Here is an 18,371-nt window from a genome sequence, read left to right on the forward strand (position 1 = left end):
CAAGCCAATACGCGCTTCAATATCGCGCTATCTGACTCTCGGCAGGCGCCATTGCCAGTACGCGTTTAGCTTCCATGAAGCTTCGCTTCCAGTAGCTGTCGTCTAGGCTATCGACCCGGACACCGCCACTGCGGCGACTCGCCGAATGAATGAACTTGTCGTCGCCGATGTAGATACCCGCATGGCTTACACGCCCACGCCCGCGGTTATTGAAAAAGATGACGTCGCCCGGCTTGAGCGCACTGCGCGCAACGACCGGCGCTTGCACATTGATCATTTCGCGTGTGGAACGCGGTAGCTCGATGCCTGCCTCTTCGCGGAACAGGAAGCCGACGAAACCACTGCAGTCGAAACCCGTCTCGGCGTTCAGGCCGCCAAAACGGTACCGAGTGCCAACCAACTCGAAGCCACGCTCGAGAAGACCATCGGCCAAGCCCGGCATCGAGTAGCTTTGCGTCATCGTTTCGACACGACCCGCACGTCGCTGGACCGCGATCTGACGCCCAAGCGCGGATGCTGCGCGAACATCTTCTTCCGGACCAACGGCGCTGTCATCGAACGAATGGAAGGGGGATTGGGTGACCCATGCCGGCGGCGTATATGGCTCTGCAATTTCCGCAGTTTGGGAAACAGAACCGGCGCAACCCGCCAAAAAAGCCAGAAAAGTAAGGGGCACGAGGGGTGCTAAGCGATCCAGCATGGGCACGACCGTGTCGATCAAAAATTTAAGATCGGCGGACTATGCCCTCGGCACCCTCTTTTTGCAAATTATTTGGCGAGTCATGTGACTCAACGGCCGTCGACGGACGTCGAAGCGCGTTTTTCCGTCGCCTCGTGTGAAAGCTCTACTGCCAAAGAGCTTTCACACGGAAACTTGCATGCGGTCTTAGAGCCCGGCGTAGCTTGGCAGGCCGAGCGTGCGCAAGCGGCGTAGCGACTGCTTAGGAGGTGTCTGGCCGTTCAGCAGCGCAAGATCGCGATGCATTTCATGGATGAACACGTCCATGCCTGGCTCGCCCTCGTAACGCTTAGGCAGCACGCGGCGTATCTGGATCTGACCGGCATTTTCGAACTCGAGCAGATAACCGTCGGGACGTTGAGTGGAATTGACGGTGTACTCGGGAAAGGAGCTGATCACTTCGTTGAGCATGGACATGTAGATTCTCCAAGGCAGGTTTTTTCTTCACACCTTGTAGTTGCAGCGGGCATGCCAGCTTTCGAATAAAAAAAATTACATATAAATCAAATACTTATAAAAACTTGAACTGCATCACACAATGCAAATTGCAAGATCAAGCAATGTGCCATCAAGCAAAACACATTGTGCTGAAACGCATGCGACTTTGCAGCGTTAAGCTCATCGAGAAGAAGTCGCAAAAAGGAACCGAGAATCCTGGGCTCACTTGCGAACCGCATGACGCGCGCTAGGCGTTGTGTAACCGGCTAATTCGAAGGCTGTACGCGCACGTACAGCCATGAACCTGAATCCGTCGAAATTTACGAATGCCGCCTAGCTCGACAGCGCCACGATGGCGGGCACGGACAGTACAGCCGTGTAGTACCCCATGAATTGCACCCCGATATTGAAGCCGAGGAAGCGGCCCAGGAATCCGCCGAGCAGCCCGACGGTGACGATGACCAGCAGCCCCAGCAAACCGCCCTCCCAGATACCTACGACGAGTACGAGTCCGATGAAGGTTGCGATGACCGCTTCATGGCTGATCTTGCGCGAGACGAATGACGCCGCCTGATGGGCGAAATTCATCGTGAACGGATAAGCGATGAGGACCGCGACGATCACGGCCAGCATGCCGTAGCCGAGGAATTCCCAATTGTTCAGAAAGTTATGTAGGTTGTTGACCTCACCCGTGGCGCTGTCCACGCTGAAGCGAGGCGGCGCGTTGAACAACGGCGCTGCCGGCCCCGCCGCCACAGGGCTTAGAGGCAGGCCAAACGCGATCAGAGGGATCAGTGCCTCAGCGATGTAGGTCGACTCTGTCACGCCGTTTCTTGCCGTGATCACCGTGGTCAACCGGTCATATGCCTGCTTGATTCGCGCGCCGATGAGCTCACCCATGATTACCGTCATGGCCACGGGACTGAAGACGAAGGTCGCACTCGTCACGCTCGCGGCCATTGCTGTCATCCGGGTCTGACGCCTATTGATCACCTTGAACGGATTAGGGAAGTAGCCGCTCCAGCCCTTCATGTCCGGTGCCAGGGAAAAGGTCCGGAATTCGCTGCGCCGCATCCGCTCGCGCTCCTGCGGCGCTAACAGTGAAAACAACGAGGTGATCAACGGCGCCACCGCGATGCCGAGGAAATAGCTCACCGCAAGCTTCACACCGTACTGTGCGGTCAACGTTTGCAGGGCGACGATGATCAATACGAATGGGATCAACGCCAGAACTGCCGCCCAGCGACCGGCAGAAAAATACGCGATGGTGATGGCGGCGCAGAGGAACACCCAGGGTGCGAACTGCTTGATGATGTCGCCGAAGGGCGCGAGCAGGACCGCGAATAGGACAGCCAGCGGCACCGCGATAAGTGCGGCTACCGCACCGCCGGAAATCATCTTGCGCAGAGCCACATGCGGTACGCCGAGCTTACGCAGGTGATTCGCGTCGCCAATCAGCGCCGTCGCTGAGGTATCACCTGGAATGCCCAACAATGCGGTTGGCACCGCATGGGTCATGTGCTTGGCGACCGCTCCTGCCAGGAAGAACGTAAGAATGCCTGCTGGTGGTGCGCCGAGCAGTACGACCAGCATGGTCAATGGCGCCAGCGTCGTCGTTTCATCCGTACCCGAGACGAGGCCGATGGCCGCAAACAACACTGCACCAAAGACACCCAAGCTCAACGCGATCAAGATGTCGTAGACAAGGCCTTCCATCATGGCCGCCCTCCATTCAGCGCAAGATTCGGTGACGCCGACGAATCAGTCTCGGCACGGACGCCGTTATCACGCTCTTCCTTTGCTTGCGCTTCCCGGAAAAGCTCGTAGAGCTCCAGCTCGTGCAATTCCGCCGCGACTTCGGGCGACGTGTCTTCCAAACGCCCAAGGCTGCCGTACTCCTTCAGCAGGTCGTTCACCACCTGCTGACGAAACGCAGGATCGGCCACATGCTCGACGACATTGCGCTTGGGCTTGAACAGCAGAGCACTGATGGCCCCGCCCCCCAGGCAACCGAGAATCCCGAAGAGCATCGCGTAGGCTTTGGCCATTTGGGCCGATTCGACAAGGTGACTTAATACCCATAGTCCAATCGTGTACGCGCCGAGACTTACGACCGCACCGACGACGATGGCCAAGATGAGATGCCGCGCATCGATGGTGTCGCCCCACACCTCATACAAGTCGTACTGCCTTACCGCGCGTGTGGTCGAAACAGGTTTATCAAGCGGGTGGCTCATGGTGTCCTCCGCCCATTCCGGGCTCTTGTTGTTATCGAGGAAAAACAGGATGTTTCTTGCACACTTTCGAGGTGGCGGCCCGGCCTACCCTGCTACCCGAGCAGCACCGTCGCGATCCCCTGCGTGGTGACTTCTCCTGATTGATTGGTCAGTTGCAATATCAGCGTGAGGCGACCGTTTTCCTGCGCGGACACCTCACCGCTGGCAGTTAGCGTGTCGCCGAGATAGGCCGCACGGCGGTTGCTGTAACTGAACCCGACCAGCTCATCGCCGTCGTCCATCCAGTCGTACACCAGCTGAGTCAACCAGTCGCCTTGTAACGGGCCGTCCACCAGAAGCCCGGGATGTCCTTCGGTCTGCTGCGCGTAGGGCAAGTCGTAATGAATGCGGTGCGCATTCCAGATCGCTGCGTTGTACAAGAACAGCTGCACCGTACCCGGCGTGTACGCTCGCCTGGGCAGTTGCTCGCCAATTTCAACCGTCGTGTGCCGGGGCATGTTCACCTCGCTATCCGGGTCAGGCGCTCGGTCACGACCGCCTCGCCGGCTTCGGTTTCGAAGCGGTTCTCGAATATCAGGAAAATCAGCGGCCCTTGCGCACCCTGCTTTTCGTAGATGTCGATAATCGTTTGCCGGCAGAACAACACATCCCCGGCATAGATACGGCGATGAACGTCGAATTCACTGCCGCCGGCCATGATTCGCTTCAAGGGCAGCTCGGGTAGCAGCGCGTCGTCTGGCTTATGGCCGTCGTCCAGCAATTGGTCCAATGGCAAGACCGGCATCATTGCGCTGAACAGAAACAACAGCGGCGCTTCATCGCCCTCCAGGTAACGGGACGAACGTTGCCCCGTCGCGACCGCGTACTTGCGAATGTCATTGCGATTCACCTCGAAGCGAAACGGCGGCAGCGAGGTACCAATGCAGCGCTTGATGGACTCGGTAATCAGCGCCATCAGACCACTCCCAAACGAACCAGCTCGTCGTATTGGGCGGCGCTCAGTCCGAGCCATTCGCGGTAGACCGACGCATTGTGCTCGCCCACCCCTGGCGCGTATGCGTCGCGTTCCAGGGTACCGCCGGACAGCTTGACGGGATTTCCGAACACGTCGAAACGCGCGCCTTGATAGTCCACCGGAATCACCATGTCTCGCTCGCGCAGATGCGGGTCAGCCACGACCTCGTCGATGCTCTTGATGGGCGAAAGCGGGAAGCGATCGCCTGTCATCGCTTCCAACTCGGCTTTGGTATAGGCGCTCAACCACCGTTCGACGGCAGGTTTTACCTTGCGCTGATACACCTCGGCATCGAAACGCTGGGCCATGGTGCTGACCTCAGGATCACTGGCCATGGCGTCATCACCGAACACCCGGCACGCCTCACGCCAGAACTTGTCGGTATAGGCGCCGAAAAACACGAAACCGTCCTTGCAGGCGTAGCGGCCATACGGGCGCACGAAGGGATGGCCGTTGCCCTCGGGCACGGTCACCTTGCCGGTTTCGGTGTAAGTCACCAACGCGTTCTCGGTGAGCGAGACGATGGCGTCCTGCTGCGACACATCGACCATCTGTCCCTGCCCGCTGCGTTCGGCTTCACGTAGGGCACCCAGCGTTCCAATGGCGGCATACAGTGCAGCCGAAAGATCACCCAGGACCGTGCCTACACGCATGGGCTCCTCGACCGTACCGTTCATGGACCACAAACCACCCGACGCCTGAGCGCTGCTATCGAACGCAGGCCGTGACGAGTTAGGGCCGTGCTGTCCGAATCCGCTGATGGCGGTAAAGATGATCGCGGGGTTGACCTCCCGCAGCACGGAATAGCCAAGACCCAGCTTGTCCATCGTGCCGGGACGGAAGTTCTCGATGACGATGTCGGCCTTGCGCACCATCTCCAAGAACGTCGCCTTGCCTTCGGGCTTCTTCAAGTCCAGACAGATCGCCATCTTGTTGCGGTTGAATTGCGCGAAAAAACCGCTCAAAGGCTCGGCAGAAGTGCGGCTGAGCGGTGGAAATTCCCGGGTGAGGTCAGGATCGCTGGGGTTTTCGATCTTGATGACGGTCGCGCCCATATCGGCCAACAGCATCGCGCAATAAGGTCCGGCGACGACGCGCGTCAGGTCGAGGATGGTGACGCCCTTGAGCGGACCGGCGGCTTTGGCAAAAGTGGCAAACGTCTCGGAAAGCGGGTTCATACGTGCTCCTGGATCGGTGCGCCACGCCCATTCGTAGAAGCGAAGGACCGACGATGATTACCGGTGAAACAGTGAGTGGCCGGACAACGACGGGATAGGCGCGCAGGACGGCTGAACGCACCCGCAATGTGCCGGATTTATTGTTCTAGTCATTCGGACGCAGAGACCGTTGCGCCTTGTTTCTCAGTGCAATTGCAACGCGCGAAGCTGATAGTCGCGACAGCGCCGCGTCCACGAACGCGCCGGCCTGCAGAAGCGCTGGAAGGTTCACACCCGTGGACATACCCAACCCATCGAACAGGTAAACCAGCTCCTCAGTGGCGACGTTACCCGTTGCACCTGGCAAATATGGGCATCCCCCCAACCCGGATACCGAGCTATCGAATGTTCGCACCCCTTCTTCCAGCGCGGCCATCACATTGGCGACCGCCATGCCGTACGTGTCATGAAAATGACCGGCTAAGGCCGCTACTGGCACCTCGGCCGCGCATGCGCGGATCAGCTCGCGTGTCTTGCCAGGCGTGCCCAAACCCACGGTATCGCCGAGACTGATTTCATAGCAGCCCATCGCATAGAGATCGCGGGCGACTTTGACGACATCCGCCCGCGGCACCTCGCTCGAAAAGGGACAACCGAGCACGCAGGACACGTAGCCACGCACGGCCACGCCTTCCTCTTTGGCCTTGGCAAGCAGCGGCTCGAAGCGCGCCATGCTTTCGGCGATGGAACAGTTGATATTGCGCTGCGAGAACGCCTCCGATGCCGCGGCGAACACTGCGACTTCCCGACAACCGACCGCCAGCGCCCGTTCCAACCCCTGGAGATTGGGTACGAGCGCGGTGTAGGTCACCCCGGGATGCGTCTCGAGCTGACGTATCACCTCGTCCGAGCCCTGCATCTGAGGTACCCACCGGGGCGACACGAACGCACCGGCTTCGAGGGTCCGCAACCCCGCATCGACCAAACGCGCGATGAGCTCCACCCGCACCTCGACCGGCAGCGCCTGCGGTTCGTTTTGCAGGCCGTCCCGCGGGCCGACCTCTACCAGCCTTACCGCGTCCACGGTTATTGGCCGCGCTTTTCGTGCAGCAACGCCTCGGCGCGATCAGAACGCACATCTTTCGCGGCAACCATTTCCTTGACCAGCCAATCCACTTCATCCCCGCGCGCGCCTGCGGCAAGCGCCACGTTGCGCGCGTGCAAAGCCATATGGCCGCGCTGGATGCCTTCGGTTGCTAGCGCACGCAAGGCGCCTAGGTTTTGCGCGAGCCCCACGGCCACTGCGATCTCAGCCAACTCCTGCGCACTGTTCACGCCCAGAATGCGCAAAGAAAGCTGTGCAAGTGGGTGGGTTTTGGTCGCGCCGCCCACCAGGCCCAACGGCATCGGCATCTCGATCGTACCGACGAGGTGGCCTTGATCGTCTTTCTCCCAGGTCGTCAGCGACCCATAGTGCCCGCTGCGGCATGCGTAGGCATGCGCGCCCGCTTCCACCGCCCGCCAATCGTTACCCGTGGCGACGACCAGTGGGTCGATGCCATTCATGATTCCTTTGTTGTGCGTTGCCGCTCTGTAAGGGTCGATGGCGGCAAAGGTGTATGCATCGATGACGCCTTCGATGACATCGGTGCCTTTGAACTCGGGCGTATCGAGATGCTCTGGAGCAATACGCAATTGCGCCCGCGCCAGCCGCAAATCAGCCAGGTTCGACAGGATGCGCAAGCGCACCTTCCCACCGGTTAGCCGCTCCATCAACGGCGCTACGGCTTCGGCCATGGTGTTGACGGTATTCGCGCCCATCGCATCGCGCACATCGACGATCAGGTGCGCCACCAGCATCGGCCCGCGTGGGCTGTCCACGAAGGTATGCACTTCCAAATCGCGGCAGCCCCCGCCCAGCTTGTTCAGCAATTGATCCTTGCTGTTGGCGAGCGTGATGATTTCGTCTTTATTGCCCAACAGGCTCAAGCGAGCGTTATGGGGGTCGCGCACTCCGACGATCTGTACCTGCGCCCGCATCAAGGGGGCGCTACTGGACGTCATGAACCCGCCCGCGGGACGCGTGAGTTTTGCCATGAATGAGGCGGCCGCGACCACCGACGGCTCTTCCACCACCATTGGGACCAGCATGTCCCGGCCATTGACGCGGAAGTTGCTGGCCAACGCGTACGGCAATTCGAACTTGCCGATCACGTTCTCGATCATGCCGTCGGCGATTTCCAGCGGCAGCGCCCCGGCGTCGCGCAGCAGCGTGGCGTCCTCTGAAGAGAGGCCAAGCAATTGCTGCACATGCTCCAGACGCTGCACAGGGGAGAAACTACGAAAATTGGGTAGGCGGGAATCGAAAGGCATGGGCGCTCCTCGAGGAGTCGTTTGTTATTGGATGGCGGGAACGGTATCGCCACTGTATCCCTGAAAGAAGGTACAGTTTTGCCAGACAGTTCTTCCCTGTACCCAGGAGGGTCTGCATGGTTCGTTTGACGCTTGCCCAACGTGTCGCCGGGGCCATCGCCCAGCAAATCACCAATGGCGCCTTGAATGCTGGCGACAAGCTCCCTTCGCTTCGCGCCTACATGCGTTTGCACGGTTATTCGAAAAACACGGTGATCACGGCTTACGAGCATCTCGCCGGGCGGGGGCTCATCGAAGCGCGTCATGGGCAAGGCTATTTCGTGTGCCAAAAGCCGGCGCCTTCCCAAGAGGACGAGGAGCCACCGGCCTATAGCCGAGCGCTGGATACCATATGGATGATGCGACAACAGTTCGTGCGCGATCCAGGCCACTCGCACCTGGGTGAAGGCTTCCCGCCGGTGGACTGGCTGATGGACATGCGCATGGATAAATTCCATCGGCAAGTCGTTCGCGGCGGCGTCACGACGTTGTTCCGCTATGGAACGCGGCTCGGTAATCCAGCGTTACGGCAGCGGCTCACACAAAAACTGGCGGACTACAATATCGCCGTTTCTCCCCGCCAGATCGTCACCACGCTGGGTGCCAATCACGGCATGGACCTGATCATTCGCCGCTATCTTCAGCCGGGAGATCCGGTACTGGTTGAAAATCCTGGCTATTACCCGCTGTTTGGCAAACTGCAACTGCAAGGCGCACGAATGCTGGGTATCCCGCGCCAAGCGGACGGCCCGGACCTCGACGCGCTGGAGCGCGTACTCGCCAGCGAGCGCCCGAAGCTATTCTTTCTACAGTCCGTCGGGCACAACCCGACGGGCTCGGACCTCTCCCCCGCCAAAGCTCACCGTCTCCTGCAGATCGCGAAGACGCATGACCTGCTACTGGTGGAAAACGATGCCATGGCCGACTTCAAACCCAGCTCGGCCATCAAGCTTTCCACCTTGGATGCATTCGATCGCACGCTGTACCTGGGCAGCTTTTCGAAATCGATTTCCGCCGCACTGCGCGTGGGCTTCATCGCCGGTAGCAAGCAGCGCATCGACGAGCTCGCGGATCTCAAGATGCTGCTACATAACAGCAGTGCCGAATACAGTGAGCGCACCGTGGAGGTGATGCTGAGTGAGGGGCACTTCGTTCGACATCTATTACGCCTCCAGGACAGGCTAAGGGCCGCTACCACCCAAGGCCTGGACGTACTGGATTCGCTAGGCGCGGACGTCTTCTGTCGTCCGCAACAGAGCCTTTATCTGTGGGCACGATTTCCGCAGGCATCGGATGCCAATCAGCTGACCCGGCACTGCTTGACGCAGGGTGTCATGCTCGCGCCCGGATCGATCTTCGCCGTCGACCGCACCGTTCCAACGCCTTGGACGCGGCTCAATGTCGCCTATTTGACGGACCCCGCTTTTCGCCGGAGCATCGAAACGATGGACGAATCGCAGAACGGGACATCGCACGCAACGCGTTCATCGACAAAGTGGTTCGACGCGGACGAGTGGGATTAGGGGGCAACCGGATAAGAAAGCAGGTGAGCCGAACAGAAGCCCGGTCAACGCATGGCAGTGATGCGCTGCCATAGGAAAGGCCAAAACGAAAAAAGCGACCCTAAGGTCGCTTTCTCTTTGCTTCCGGGTGTTCAGTGGGCCCTGGAAGCTCTATATGGCGCAGCGGACGGGACTCGAACCCGCGACCCCCGGCGTGACAGGCCGGTATTCTAACCGACTGAACTACCGCTGCGCATTTCCTCGAGTGGTGGGTGATGACGGGATCGAACCGCCGACCCTCTGCTTGTAAGGCAGATGCTCTCCCAGCTGAGCTAATCACCCTTCGCTCTCGAAGTGGTGCGCATTCTAGAGACCGACTTTCGGCTTGGCAACTCTTTTTTTAATTTTTTTTTATAGCCATTCCAATGACTTAGCAGCGGGCTATTTTTTTGCCTCCACATGCATGGGGTGACTACGCCTACAAGCCGCGAACGGCGGTGGCTGGCTGCAATAACGTCGGCAGAAGATAAAACGCCACCGCTTGGTTTAAGTCATCCGGAACGGAATAATGCGCGACTTTGCCTCCGGAGATGCGCCTCGCCATGTGGTTTCGTAACCTTCTTGTTTATCGTCTTACCCAAAACGTCCCACTCGACGCCGAAACCGTGGAAACCGCTCTTGCGACCAAACCGGCGCGCCCATGCGCGAGCCAAGAGCTGTCTACCTACGGATTCGTGGCGCCCTTCGGCAAAGGTCCGGATGCCCCGCTCGTACATGCCAGCCAGGGATTCCTGCTGATCTCCACGCGCAAAGAAGAGCGCATCCTGCCTGGCAGCGTCGTGAAGGACGCCGTGAAGGAAAAGGTCGATGAGATCGAAGCCGAGCAGATGCGCAAGGTCTATAAGAAGGAGCGCGACCAGATCAAGGATGAGATCGTGCAGGCCTTCCTGCCGCGCGCCTTCATTCGTAAATCCGGGACCTTTGCCGCTATCGCCCCTGAGCAGGGGCTGATCCTGGTAGATGCATCTAGTCCGAAGAAAGCTGAAGACCTATTGTCCACCCTGCGCGAAGCGCTGGGCTCCCTCCCCGTTCGTCCGCTTTCGGTGAAGATAGCCCCGACCGCGACGCTGACCGACTGGGTCAAAGCGCAGGAAGCCGCCGAACACTTCTACGTGCTGGACGAGTGCGAACTTCGCGATACCGATGAAGATGGCGGCGTCATTCGCTGCAAGCGCCAAGACCTGACGAGCGAGGAAATCCAGCAGCACCTGAGCGCTGGCAAGCTGGTGACCCAGCTTTCGCTGGCTTGGCAGGACAAGCTGTCGTTCATCCTCGATGACAAATTGACGGTCAAACGCCTGCGCTTCGAAGACATGCTTCAGGAAAAAGCCGAACAGGACGGTGGTGACGATGCCCTGAGCCAGATGGACGCCAGCTTCACCTTGATGATGCTGACGTTCGTTGAATTCCTGCCGCAGCTCTTCGAAGCCCTTGGCGGCGAAGAAATTCCGCAAGGCATCTAAGTACAAACACAGCCACTTGGCCCTGTGCTACGTTTCGTTCGCGCCGCGGACGAAACGTCCACGCTCCCCGCTCGCGCTATTCCCCGCCCCTGATACGACAACAAGAGAAATCACTCATGCGTGCCATCGCTGCCCTCAGCCGCTTTGCCGGCAACACCTTCGCGTTGTGGGTTCTGGTCTTCGCCATTTGGGCTTTCTATCAGCCCACCCTGTTCCTGCCTGCGGTGACGTGGGTCGTAACCCTTCTGGGCGTCATCATGTTCGGTATGGGCCTGACGCTCAAAGCCGAGGACTTCAAAGATGTCTTCCGCCATCCGGTCAAGGTGCTGATTGGCGTTCTCGCACAATTCATCATCATGCCGGGTCTTGCCTGGCTGCTCTGCCGAGCCTTGCAGCTCCCCCCTGAAATCGCGGTTGGGGTCATTTTGGTTGGCTGCTGCCCCGGCGGTACCGCATCCAATGTCATGACATGGCTGGCCCGAGGCGACCTCGCGTTGTCCGTCGCCATTACCTCCGTAACCACGTTGATGGCTCCGATCGTGACGCCAACGTTGATTTGGCTCTTGGCTTCGGCATGGCTGCCTGTCAATTTTGGAGCCATGTTCTCGTCGATCATTCAGATGGTGGTCTTGCCTATCATCCTGGGGCTCGTGGTGCAGCGGCTGCTTGGCGCGCGCACCCGTTATCTGGTGGATGTGCTGCCGCTGATCTCGGTGATCAGCATCGTCACGATCGTCAGCGCTGTCGTTGCGGCAAGCCAGGGCAAGATCGCCGAATCCGGTTTGTTGATCATGGCCGTCGTGGTGCTGCACAACAGCCTAGGACTGACGCTCGGCTTCGTCATCGGCAAGCTGTTCAAGCTGCCCCTCGCCCAGTGCAAAACGCTGTCCATCGAGGTAGGTATGCAGAACTCGGGACTTGGCGCGGCGCTCGCGACGGCGCATTTTTCGCCCCTGGCCGCCGTGCCCAGCGCGCTGTTCAGCGTCTGGCACAACCTGTCGGGCGCGTTGCTGGCGACGTTCTACCGCCGTTTCAGCGACAGAGAGACCGCCGCTGCGCTGGACGATCACGCGCCTGGCCTCTGACCTTCATAGCGATTGGCCTGAAGACTTAATGCAGGACGTGCGACGCTTCCCGCATGAAAATTTCAACCGTCTTCGGGCCAACCCCTTCGAACGCTGCTAGTCGCTTCTCGAAGTCCCTCCGATCTTCGCTGGCCTCCCAAATACGTGAGACCTTGCCGCCATATTCTTCGATCAGCTTGTGACACAGTTTTAACAGACGATCAGCCGTCGACTCGTCGTAACGCACGTAATGTCCTTCGCCCAGCATGTCCACGATGTTCTGCCAGGTACAATTTGCCAGCTTTCTGGGTGTATCTCGTTTATGTTTTTCCACGATGACACGATAGGCGTCGGCGGCGATGTCTTGCTGGATCCGTTTGCCAAACAAAAAACTGGCAACGAACCATTTGAATAACTCGCCTTCGCCCCCTTTGATATCGATATCAAGATCCTTCGCGCTTACCCGCCCACTCATAGCGAACCTCTGCCTTGCGCAGCCCCTGTTCTTATAAAGAATGATCGAGCCAACGCACGTTCGGTACAGGGGACAAATGGAACGAGCGCGCAGCCAGACGATGTTCTCAAAGGCTCGCGGCTAGACGCGAGCCCTGATCGATCGCACGCCGCGCATCCAATTCAGCGGCGACATCGGCACCGCCGACGAGGTGGACTGACATACCCGATCGCTCAAGATCCGCTTGCAGTTCACGCAACGGCTCCTGGCCCGCACAGACGATGATCGAGTCCACCTGCAAGCACTGTGGCTCACCATCGCCGACACGGATATGCAGGCCCGCATCGTCGATTTTCAGGTACTCGACTGCATTCAGCATGCGCACCCCGCGGTGTTGCAAACCAAGCCGATGTATCCAGCCCGTGGTCCTGCCGAGATTCGCGCCGACCTTGCCGGCCTTGCGCTGCAGCAGATACACCTCCCGTCGCGCATGTTCGTGCACCGCAGGCGCGATACCGCCGCGCGCCTCGAGCGATGCATCGATTCCCCATTCGCGCCAGAACGCCTCGCGATCGAGGCTAGTGATCGCTCCAGGTCGGGTGATGAACTCTGCAACGTCAAAGCCGATACCGCCTGCACCGATCACCGCAACACGTGGCCCCACTGGACGACGTTGCAGGACGGTATCGGTATACGTCAGCACGCTTGAATGATCGATGCCGGGAATGTCTGGCACACGTGGAACCACGCCGGTCGCCAGGATGACCTCGTCGTATCCGGCGGCCTGCAAGGCGGCGGACGTTGCGACGGTCCCCAGCTTCAGTTCAACGCCAGTTACCTCCAGACGACGGCGGAAATAGCGCAACGTCTCATGGAATTCTTCCTTGCCCGGGATGCGCTTGGCGATATTGAACTGCCCGCCGATTTCGTTCGCGGCGTCGAACAGGGTCACCCGGTGACCGCGCTCCGCGGCAACGGTCGCAACCGCGAGCCCAGCGGGGCCGGCGCCGATCACCGCAATGGATTTACGCAAGGCTACAGGCGCATATACCAACTCCGTTTCGTGACATGCCCGCGGATTGACCAGGCAGCTGCCAAGCTTGCCGACGAACGAGCGGTCGAGGCACGCCTGGTTACAGGCAATGCACGTATTGATCTCATCGCTTCGCCCCGTAGCGGCCTTGGCGATGAACGATGGGTCGGCGAGGAAGGGACGCGCCATGGAAACCATGTCGGCATCCCCGGCAGCCAGCACCTGCTCGGCCACTTCCGGCGTGTTGATACGATTGGTCGTGATGAGCGGTATGCCGACCTCTCCACGCAACCGTCGGGTCACCGAGGTGAACGCGGCGCGCGGCACCTTCGTGGCAATGGTTGGGATACGCGCCTCGTGCCAGCCGATTCCCGTATTGATCGCACTGGCACCGGCCCGCTCGACCGCTTTCGCGAGCTCGACGATTTCGCTCCAGTCGCTACCGCCCTCCACCAGGTCTAACATCGACAGGCGATAAATGACGATGAAATCGTCACCTGTCGCTTCGCGGATGCGACGAACGATCTCAACGGGAAAGCGCATTCGGTTCGCGTAGGTGCCGCCCCACTCATCTTCGCGTTGGTTGGTGCGCACGGCCAGGAACTGGTTGATGAAGTAGCCCTCGGATCCCATCACCTCCACGCCGTCGTAACCCGCCTCCTGGGCCAGGCAAGCACAGCGGACGAAATCGTCGATCTGCGCCTGCACCTCTGCGATGCTTAGTGCGCGAGGAGTGAGCGGATTGATCGCCGCCTTGATGGCGCTCGGCGCGACCAGCTCGGCGTGGTAGGCATAACGTCCGGCATGCAGGATCTGCAGGCAGATTCGGGCGCCTTCATGATGGACCGCATCCGTAATGACGCGGTGTTGGCCAGCCTCCTCGCGCGTCGACAACTTGGCCGACCCTGGAAGCGACGTTCCTTCCACGTTAGGCGCAATCCCTCCCGTCACCATGAGCCCAACAGCGCCGCGAGCGCGCTCGGCGAAATAGACAGCCAGCCGTTCGAAGCCATTGGGGCGTTCTTCCAGCCCCGTGTGCATGGAGCCCATCAACACACGATTGGGCAACGTGACAGACCCCATACGCAGCGGGCTGAATAGGTGGGGATATAGGGAATGGGTCATTACAACTCCGAGGCTATTTCACGGCGCGCAGGCCGTTCTAACGGGCCCTGCGCTTTTTTAGTCAGAAGCTATGCCCTCCACCGGGATGCGACAATGACCCAAAACGACATATTCCTGATCGTAACGAACAAAACGGCTTGGCAAACGGCCGCGTGCTCTCTACCCTCCGAACGATGATTCGCCTATTCAAACTTGCAGCGTTGATTGCCTTGGTGGGGATCGGGCTTGCCCTGTTTCTGCGCTGGGCGGAACAACGTACGCATGCGCACTATCTGTCCGATCTTCGTACTCATGTGGTTGCTGGGTCGCGCACTGCGCCATTGTTGCTGGTCCAGGCTCAGCTGACGCCAGTTGACTACCAATCGGTCGACCATCTGCGTCTGAAGCTCGACACCTTGTTGAATCGTGCGCGCGACGCTGGCCTGCTTCACGAACACACACTCGTGCTGCTACCGGACCATATCGGCACTTGGCTGATCGCAACGGGCGAAAAGGTCGAGTTCTACCAATCGCGCGATCGCTACGAAATCCGCGACTGGCTGCTCCTCGGCAATCCGGTATTAGCGTTCAAGGCCCTGGTGAGCAACCTGGACGCTCATCGTCTGGACGAAGCACTGCTACGCATGAAAGCGGAAGAAATGGCGCAGACCTACCAACGGCTGTTCGCCGACCTTGCCCAGCGCTACCGGGTCACGCTGGTTGCAGGCTCGATCCTTCTTCCCTCCCCGGCCCTGCAAGACGGTGAGCTGCATGCCGGCGACGGCCCTTTGCGTAACACGAGTCTCACCTTCGCGCCTGACGGCCAGATCATCGGTCCGATATACACCGAGGCATGGCCACCCGAGCGGAGCACGGAGCAGCAACAGGTCTCCGTCGATGGCACGGACTACCGCGTCGAGCGTGATCTGGAAGAAGGCTATCCGCGCTCGCGCCTGCTGCGGATGGATACCTCCGACCGCAGCACCCCGGTCTTCTTGCGGGGCACGTTGGACTGGCCCATCGGCGGCTTGCCGAGAAGGATCACGCTTTCAGCACCAGCCGAGGTACAAAGTGGCCCGCCCGGTAGCCACTTGATCGCAGAGGCGAACGCCCATGAGCGCCGCCCGGATTAGGCTCGGTGATCTTTCCGTTGGGCTAATTTCGTGCCTTGCCGAATTCGCCGATAACGCGGGACTGGATACGACCGCATTGCTGGCTCGCTACGGGATGGACGCGCATCGTCTCGCGCAAGCCGATGCGCGACTATCCATCGCGCGTTACATGCACTTTGGGCATACCTTGAGGCAGCTGTCTGGCGATCCCGCCATAGGCCTGAAAGCGGCACGCTACAGCCGACTTTCGTCCCTTGGATTAGCGGGCGCCGCTGCCCGCCACGCGCCAGACATTGGTAGCGCAATGAACGTTCTCACACGCTTAGAGCCGCTGTTCCTCCAGAACTACCGAGGCCAGTCCAGCGTGCATGCGGACGGCAACGGCCTGTGGCTGCGTTTCTATTCCATCAGCCCGTACAACGCGTACAACTGCTTCGCCGTCGACACCCAGCTCGCCGGCTGGTGCCGGCAGCTTAGCGAAGTGGCCGGATGCTCCATCGTACCCGACCGTGTGCAGATCGAATTTGCGGCACCGGCGTATGCCGACTGCTACTCCACTACGTTCGGCTGCAAGGTCGAATTCGAAGCGCCCCACAACCAGATTCGTTTGAGCGAAGCGACCGTGGCCCTCCCCGGCGCGGACCATTGCCCGACCACCTACGCGCAATTACTGGCGGTTTGTGAAAGGGAATTGCAGTCCCGAACGCGAACCTACACCTTGCGCGAACGCGTCGTGCAACTGCTGGGGCCGCTGCTACACGGAAGCGAGCCCGAGCTCGACGACGTCGCCCGCGAACTGAACCTGCCAGCCTGGACCCTGCGCCGCAAACTGGCAGAAGAAGGAACCGGCTTTCGGCAGCTACTGGCCGATACTCGGCGCGATCTGGCAGTGGCGTATATCCGCGATACCGAACTGAGCTTCGGTGAGATCGCGTACTTGCTCGGATTTTCATCCGCGGAAGCGTTCCAGCGGGCGTTCAAACGCTGGTGCGACAGCACACCCGGCGATTATCGCCGCGCCGCTCGCAGCGAACGCTAAAGCTCCGTCGCGTCGTCCGTCGCAATGGGTTCGTCGAGCTCGCCGGCTTCCAGCAATTCTTCGAGGTAGTCGTCCATCGTGCACGCTCACGTCGGGTTCGAATACACCGACCATGCAATCAATGAGTGACGAAATCATGACGTTCGGATGAACGAAGAGATGGCGTCCCCTGCTGGAATCGAACCAGCATCTAGCCCTTAGGAGGGGCTTGTTCTATCCGTTGAACTAAGGGGACGAACCGTTCGCCAGGACGGCGACGGCAGGCATCTTACCGGCGCTATCGGTGTTTGTCATGCCACCCCGGTACAGGTGAAGGGAACGTGAATAGCCACCGAGGAATCGGATGAACACAACGGAGGAGTGCTCGATATGCCCGATATTCATGCAAACGAACGACTATTGGCCAGCGGTGGCGATCAAGCGCCGCTGAATGATTTGGATGAGGCAGAGCACGAGTCCGAGACGCCAAGTCAGACGGTAGACGATGAAACTCTAAATGACATCATTGCCGAACCGGACCAGATAGAGACCGACCCAAACGTCCCTTGACTCCCGTCTAGACCGTCCGCAAGCAATGATCGCAAAGCGGTCTCCGATACCGCCCCCGCCTACCAATCCAGCGTACGGCGGCTTTCGAATAGACGGTCTTCGCCGGTCACCGGATCGACGAAACGTAAAGTGCGCGCTAATAAACGCAGCGGCTGCGCGTAGTCATCCGGCGCCCCCTGTGGCGCTAACGTCGGGTAGAACGGATCGCCTTTGATGGGCGCTCCCAATGCGGACATATGCACCCGCAACTGATGTTTGCGCCCAGTCACCGGCTTTAGCGCGTACCGCCATTCTTCGCGACGGCGCTCCAACACGTCGATGTGCGTTTCACTGTTGGGGGCGCCCTCTGCTTCTGCCGTAAGAATGAAGGGATCGCCCGTCACCAGACGACTGCGGTGAGTCAGGGGGAATGACAATGGCGCCAGAGCAGGCGCGATTGCTTCGTAGCCCTTATAGATACGGCGCTCACGAAAAAGTGACAGGTAGGCGTTACGTGACTCAGGCCGGACCGAAAACATCACCAATCCCGCAGTCAATCGATCGATTCGATGCAGGGGGACGAGGTGCGGATTGTCGAACTGCTTAATGAGCCGCGCGACGAGCGTCTCCTCGACGTAGGGCCCAGACGGTACTACCGGCAGGAAATGCGGTTTGTCCGCAACGATCAGTTGGTCGTCCTGGTAAATGACGGACGCCTCAAAAGGGATCGGCGTTTCTTCTGCGACTTCGCGGAAATAGCGCACGCGCAATCCTGCCTGGTACGCATGATCTACGGCGAGCGCCCGACCGTCCGCATCCAATACGCGACCGCGACGCATGCGGTCCGCCCAGACGTTGCGTGGAATCGCCGGAAAGCGATCCGCTAGGCAATCGAGTACCGTCTGCCACGGACCGGAGGGAAGGCAAACAGTACTCGCACCATGCAGGGCGGTGGACGCATCAGGGGCTGGCAAATGAACTCCGGCAAAGTGACTATTCGCCGGCATTATTCCT

Annotated in this window: 18 protein-coding genes and 3 tRNA genes; 6 read left to right on the forward strand and 15 right to left on the reverse strand. The window is 59.7% G+C overall.

Annotation, left to right across the window (positions count from 1 at the left end; all coding sequences use genetic code 11):
• Positions 1–16: 16 nt before the first annotated feature.
• The 9 genes from IEY47_RS08200 to IEY47_RS08240 all read right to left on the reverse strand — a co-directional run bounded on the left by IEY47_RS08200 (position 17) and on the right by IEY47_RS08240 (position 7,959).
• Positions 17–700, reverse strand: coding sequence for a C40 family peptidase (locus IEY47_RS08200; protein ID WP_188982718.1), 684 nt, complete (start codon positions 698–700; stop codon positions 17–19).
• 186 nt (positions 701–886) lie between these two features.
• The gene (locus IEY47_RS08205) at positions 887–1,156 is read right to left on the reverse strand and encodes a DUF3509 domain-containing protein (RefSeq protein ID WP_188982719.1); all 270 of its coding nucleotides are present in this window, start codon (positions 1,154–1,156) and stop codon (positions 887–889) included.
• A gap of 354 nt (positions 1,157–1,510) precedes the next feature.
• Positions 1,511–2,893, reverse strand: coding sequence for a tripartite tricarboxylate transporter permease (locus IEY47_RS08210; protein WP_373293552.1), 1,383 nt, complete (start codon positions 2,891–2,893; stop codon positions 1,511–1,513).
• Positions 2,893–3,414, reverse strand: a complete 522-nt coding sequence (locus tag IEY47_RS08215; RefSeq protein WP_188982721.1) for a hypothetical protein — start codon at positions 3,412–3,414, stop codon at positions 2,893–2,895. The genes IEY47_RS08210 and IEY47_RS08215 overlap by 1 nt, the downstream gene beginning before the upstream one ends.
• A gap of 92 nt (positions 3,415–3,506) precedes the next feature.
• On the reverse strand, positions 3,507–3,911 hold the full coding sequence (locus tag IEY47_RS08220; RefSeq protein ID WP_188982722.1) for a hotdog family protein: 405 nt from the start codon (positions 3,909–3,911) through the stop codon (positions 3,507–3,509).
• 2 nt (positions 3,912–3,913) lie between these two features.
• Entirely contained in the window at positions 3,914–4,369 is a 456-nt protein-coding gene (locus IEY47_RS08225) for an FAS1-like dehydratase domain-containing protein (RefSeq protein ID WP_188982723.1), read from the reverse strand.
• Entirely contained in the window at positions 4,369–5,607 is a 1,239-nt protein-coding gene (locus IEY47_RS08230; protein ID WP_188982724.1) for a CaiB/BaiF CoA transferase family protein, read from the reverse strand. The genes IEY47_RS08225 and IEY47_RS08230 overlap by 1 nt, the downstream gene beginning before the upstream one ends.
• 145 nt (positions 5,608–5,752) lie before the next feature.
• Complete coding sequence (locus IEY47_RS08235; RefSeq protein WP_188982947.1) at positions 5,753–6,676, reverse strand: hydroxymethylglutaryl-CoA lyase; 924 nt, start codon at positions 6,674–6,676, stop codon at positions 5,753–5,755.
• On the reverse strand, positions 6,673–7,959 hold the full coding sequence (locus IEY47_RS08240) for a hydroxymethylglutaryl-CoA reductase, degradative (protein ID WP_188982725.1): 1,287 nt from the start codon (positions 7,957–7,959) through the stop codon (positions 6,673–6,675). Before IEY47_RS08240 ends, IEY47_RS08235 begins: the two co-directional genes overlap by 4 nt.
• Positions 7,960–8,075: 116 nt before the next feature.
• Between IEY47_RS08240 and IEY47_RS08245 the strand changes: the two genes are divergently transcribed.
• On the forward strand, positions 8,076–9,521 hold the full coding sequence (locus tag IEY47_RS08245) for an aminotransferase-like domain-containing protein (protein ID WP_188982726.1): 1,446 nt from the start codon (positions 8,076–8,078) through the stop codon (positions 9,519–9,521).
• A gap of 155 nt (positions 9,522–9,676) precedes the next feature.
• On the opposite strand, the gene IEY47_RS08250 is transcribed toward IEY47_RS08245, so the two are convergent.
• Positions 9,677–9,753 (reverse strand) — tRNA-Asp (locus IEY47_RS08250).
• Positions 9,754–9,766: 13 nt separating this feature from the next.
• Positions 9,767–9,842, reverse strand: a tRNA-Val gene (locus IEY47_RS08255).
• Positions 9,843–10,102: 260 nt separating this feature from the next.
• On the opposite strand from IEY47_RS08255, the gene rdgC reads away from it, so the two are divergent.
• Both rdgC and IEY47_RS08265 read left to right on the forward strand, forming a co-directional pair.
• Complete coding sequence (rdgC, locus tag IEY47_RS08260) at positions 10,103–11,023, forward strand: recombination-associated protein RdgC (RefSeq protein ID WP_188982727.1); 921 nt, start codon at positions 10,103–10,105, stop codon at positions 11,021–11,023.
• A gap of 116 nt (positions 11,024–11,139) precedes the next feature.
• Positions 11,140–12,108 carry a bile acid:sodium symporter family protein gene (locus IEY47_RS08265; protein WP_188982728.1) on the forward strand — a complete coding sequence of 323 codons (969 nt, stop codon included), beginning with the start codon at positions 11,140–11,142 and terminating at the stop codon, positions 12,106–12,108.
• Positions 12,109–12,133: 25 nt separating this feature from the next.
• Here the strand turns inward: IEY47_RS08265 and IEY47_RS08270 are convergent, their stop codons facing one another.
• Together IEY47_RS08270 and IEY47_RS08275 are read right to left on the reverse strand one after the other, a co-directional pair.
• Positions 12,134–12,562, reverse strand: coding sequence for a DNA methylase (locus IEY47_RS08270; protein WP_188982729.1), 429 nt, complete (start codon positions 12,560–12,562; stop codon positions 12,134–12,136).
• Between the two features lie 106 nt (positions 12,563–12,668).
• On the reverse strand, positions 12,669–14,699 hold the full coding sequence (locus tag IEY47_RS08275; RefSeq protein ID WP_188982730.1) for an oxidoreductase: 2,031 nt from the start codon (positions 14,697–14,699) through the stop codon (positions 12,669–12,671).
• Positions 14,700–14,872: 173 nt separating this feature from the next.
• On the opposite strand from IEY47_RS08275, the gene IEY47_RS08280 reads away from it, so the two are divergent.
• Together IEY47_RS08280 and IEY47_RS08285 are read left to right on the forward strand one after the other, a co-directional pair.
• Entirely contained in the window at positions 14,873–15,811 is a 939-nt protein-coding gene (locus tag IEY47_RS08280; RefSeq protein ID WP_188982731.1) for a carbon-nitrogen hydrolase family protein, read from the forward strand.
• Positions 15,792–16,829: an AraC family transcriptional regulator gene (locus IEY47_RS08285; RefSeq protein ID WP_188982732.1), complete on the forward strand. Its 1,038-nt coding sequence runs from the start codon at positions 15,792–15,794 to the stop codon at positions 16,827–16,829. The genes IEY47_RS08280 and IEY47_RS08285 overlap by 20 nt, the downstream gene beginning before the upstream one ends.
• A gap of 160 nt (positions 16,830–16,989) precedes the next feature.
• On the opposite strand, the gene IEY47_RS08290 is transcribed toward IEY47_RS08285, so the two are convergent.
• Positions 16,990–17,064: transfer RNA gene (locus IEY47_RS08290), tRNA-Arg, on the reverse strand.
• Between the two features lie 134 nt (positions 17,065–17,198).
• Between IEY47_RS08290 and IEY47_RS08295 the strand changes: the two genes are divergently transcribed.
• Positions 17,199–17,378: a hypothetical protein gene (locus IEY47_RS08295; RefSeq protein ID WP_188982733.1), complete on the forward strand. Its 180-nt coding sequence runs from the start codon at positions 17,199–17,201 to the stop codon at positions 17,376–17,378.
• A 59-nt stretch (positions 17,379–17,437) separates the two neighbouring features.
• Here the strand turns inward: IEY47_RS08295 and IEY47_RS08300 are convergent, their stop codons facing one another.
• Entirely contained in the window at positions 17,438–18,364 is a 927-nt protein-coding gene (locus IEY47_RS08300) for a pseudouridine synthase (protein WP_188982734.1), read from the reverse strand.
• Between the last annotated feature and the right edge of the window lie 7 nt (positions 18,365–18,371).

Origin of the sequence: Pseudomonas matsuisoli, from assembly GCF_014647635.1 — a bacterium.
Lineage (GTDB): Bacteria > Pseudomonadota > Gammaproteobacteria > Pseudomonadales > Pseudomonadaceae > Pseudomonas_P > Pseudomonas_P matsuisoli.

Bases quoted from the DNA above. Each gene is read 5' to 3' on its own strand.
- IEY47_RS08200 (WP_188982718.1), bottom strand. From the start codon at position 700: ATGCTGGATCGCTTAGCACCCCTCGTGCCCCTTACTTTTCTGGCTTTT.
- IEY47_RS08205 (WP_188982719.1), bottom strand. From the start codon at position 1,156: ATGTCCATGCTCAACGAAGTGATCAGCTCCTTTCCCGAGTACACCGTC.
- IEY47_RS08210 (WP_373293552.1), bottom strand. From the start codon at position 2,893: ATGGAAGGCCTTGTCTACGACATCTTGATCGCGTTGAGCTTGGGTGTC.
- IEY47_RS08215 (WP_188982721.1), bottom strand. From the start codon at position 3,414: ATGAGCCACCCGCTTGATAAACCTGTTTCGACCACACGCGCGGTAAGG.
- IEY47_RS08220 (WP_188982722.1), bottom strand. From the start codon at position 3,911: ATGCCCCGGCACACGACGGTTGAAATTGGCGAGCAACTGCCCAGGCGA.
- IEY47_RS08225 (WP_188982723.1), bottom strand. From the start codon at position 4,369: ATGGCGCTGATTACCGAGTCCATCAAGCGCTGCATTGGTACCTCGCTG.
- IEY47_RS08230 (WP_188982724.1), bottom strand. From the start codon at position 5,607: ATGAACCCGCTTTCCGAGACGTTTGCCACTTTTGCCAAAGCCGCCGGT.
- IEY47_RS08240 (WP_188982725.1), bottom strand. From the start codon at position 7,959: ATGCCTTTCGATTCCCGCCTACCCAATTTTCGTAGTTTCTCCCCTGTG.
- IEY47_RS08245 (WP_188982726.1), top strand. From the start codon at position 8,076: ATGGTTCGTTTGACGCTTGCCCAACGTGTCGCCGGGGCCATCGCCCAG.
- rdgC (WP_188982727.1), top strand. From the start codon at position 10,103: ATGTGGTTTCGTAACCTTCTTGTTTATCGTCTTACCCAAAACGTCCCA.
- IEY47_RS08265 (WP_188982728.1), top strand. From the start codon at position 11,140: ATGCGTGCCATCGCTGCCCTCAGCCGCTTTGCCGGCAACACCTTCGCG.
- IEY47_RS08270 (WP_188982729.1), bottom strand. From the start codon at position 12,562: ATGAGTGGGCGGGTAAGCGCGAAGGATCTTGATATCGATATCAAAGGG.
- IEY47_RS08275 (WP_188982730.1), bottom strand. From the start codon at position 14,699: ATGACCCATTCCCTATATCCCCACCTATTCAGCCCGCTGCGTATGGGG.
- IEY47_RS08280 (WP_188982731.1), top strand. From the start codon at position 14,873: ATGATTCGCCTATTCAAACTTGCAGCGTTGATTGCCTTGGTGGGGATC.
- IEY47_RS08285 (WP_188982732.1), top strand. From the start codon at position 15,792: ATGAGCGCCGCCCGGATTAGGCTCGGTGATCTTTCCGTTGGGCTAATT.
- IEY47_RS08295 (WP_188982733.1), top strand. From the start codon at position 17,199: ATGCCCGATATTCATGCAAACGAACGACTATTGGCCAGCGGTGGCGAT.
- IEY47_RS08300 (WP_188982734.1), bottom strand. From the start codon at position 18,364: ATGCCGGCGAATAGTCACTTTGCCGGAGTTCATTTGCCAGCCCCTGAT.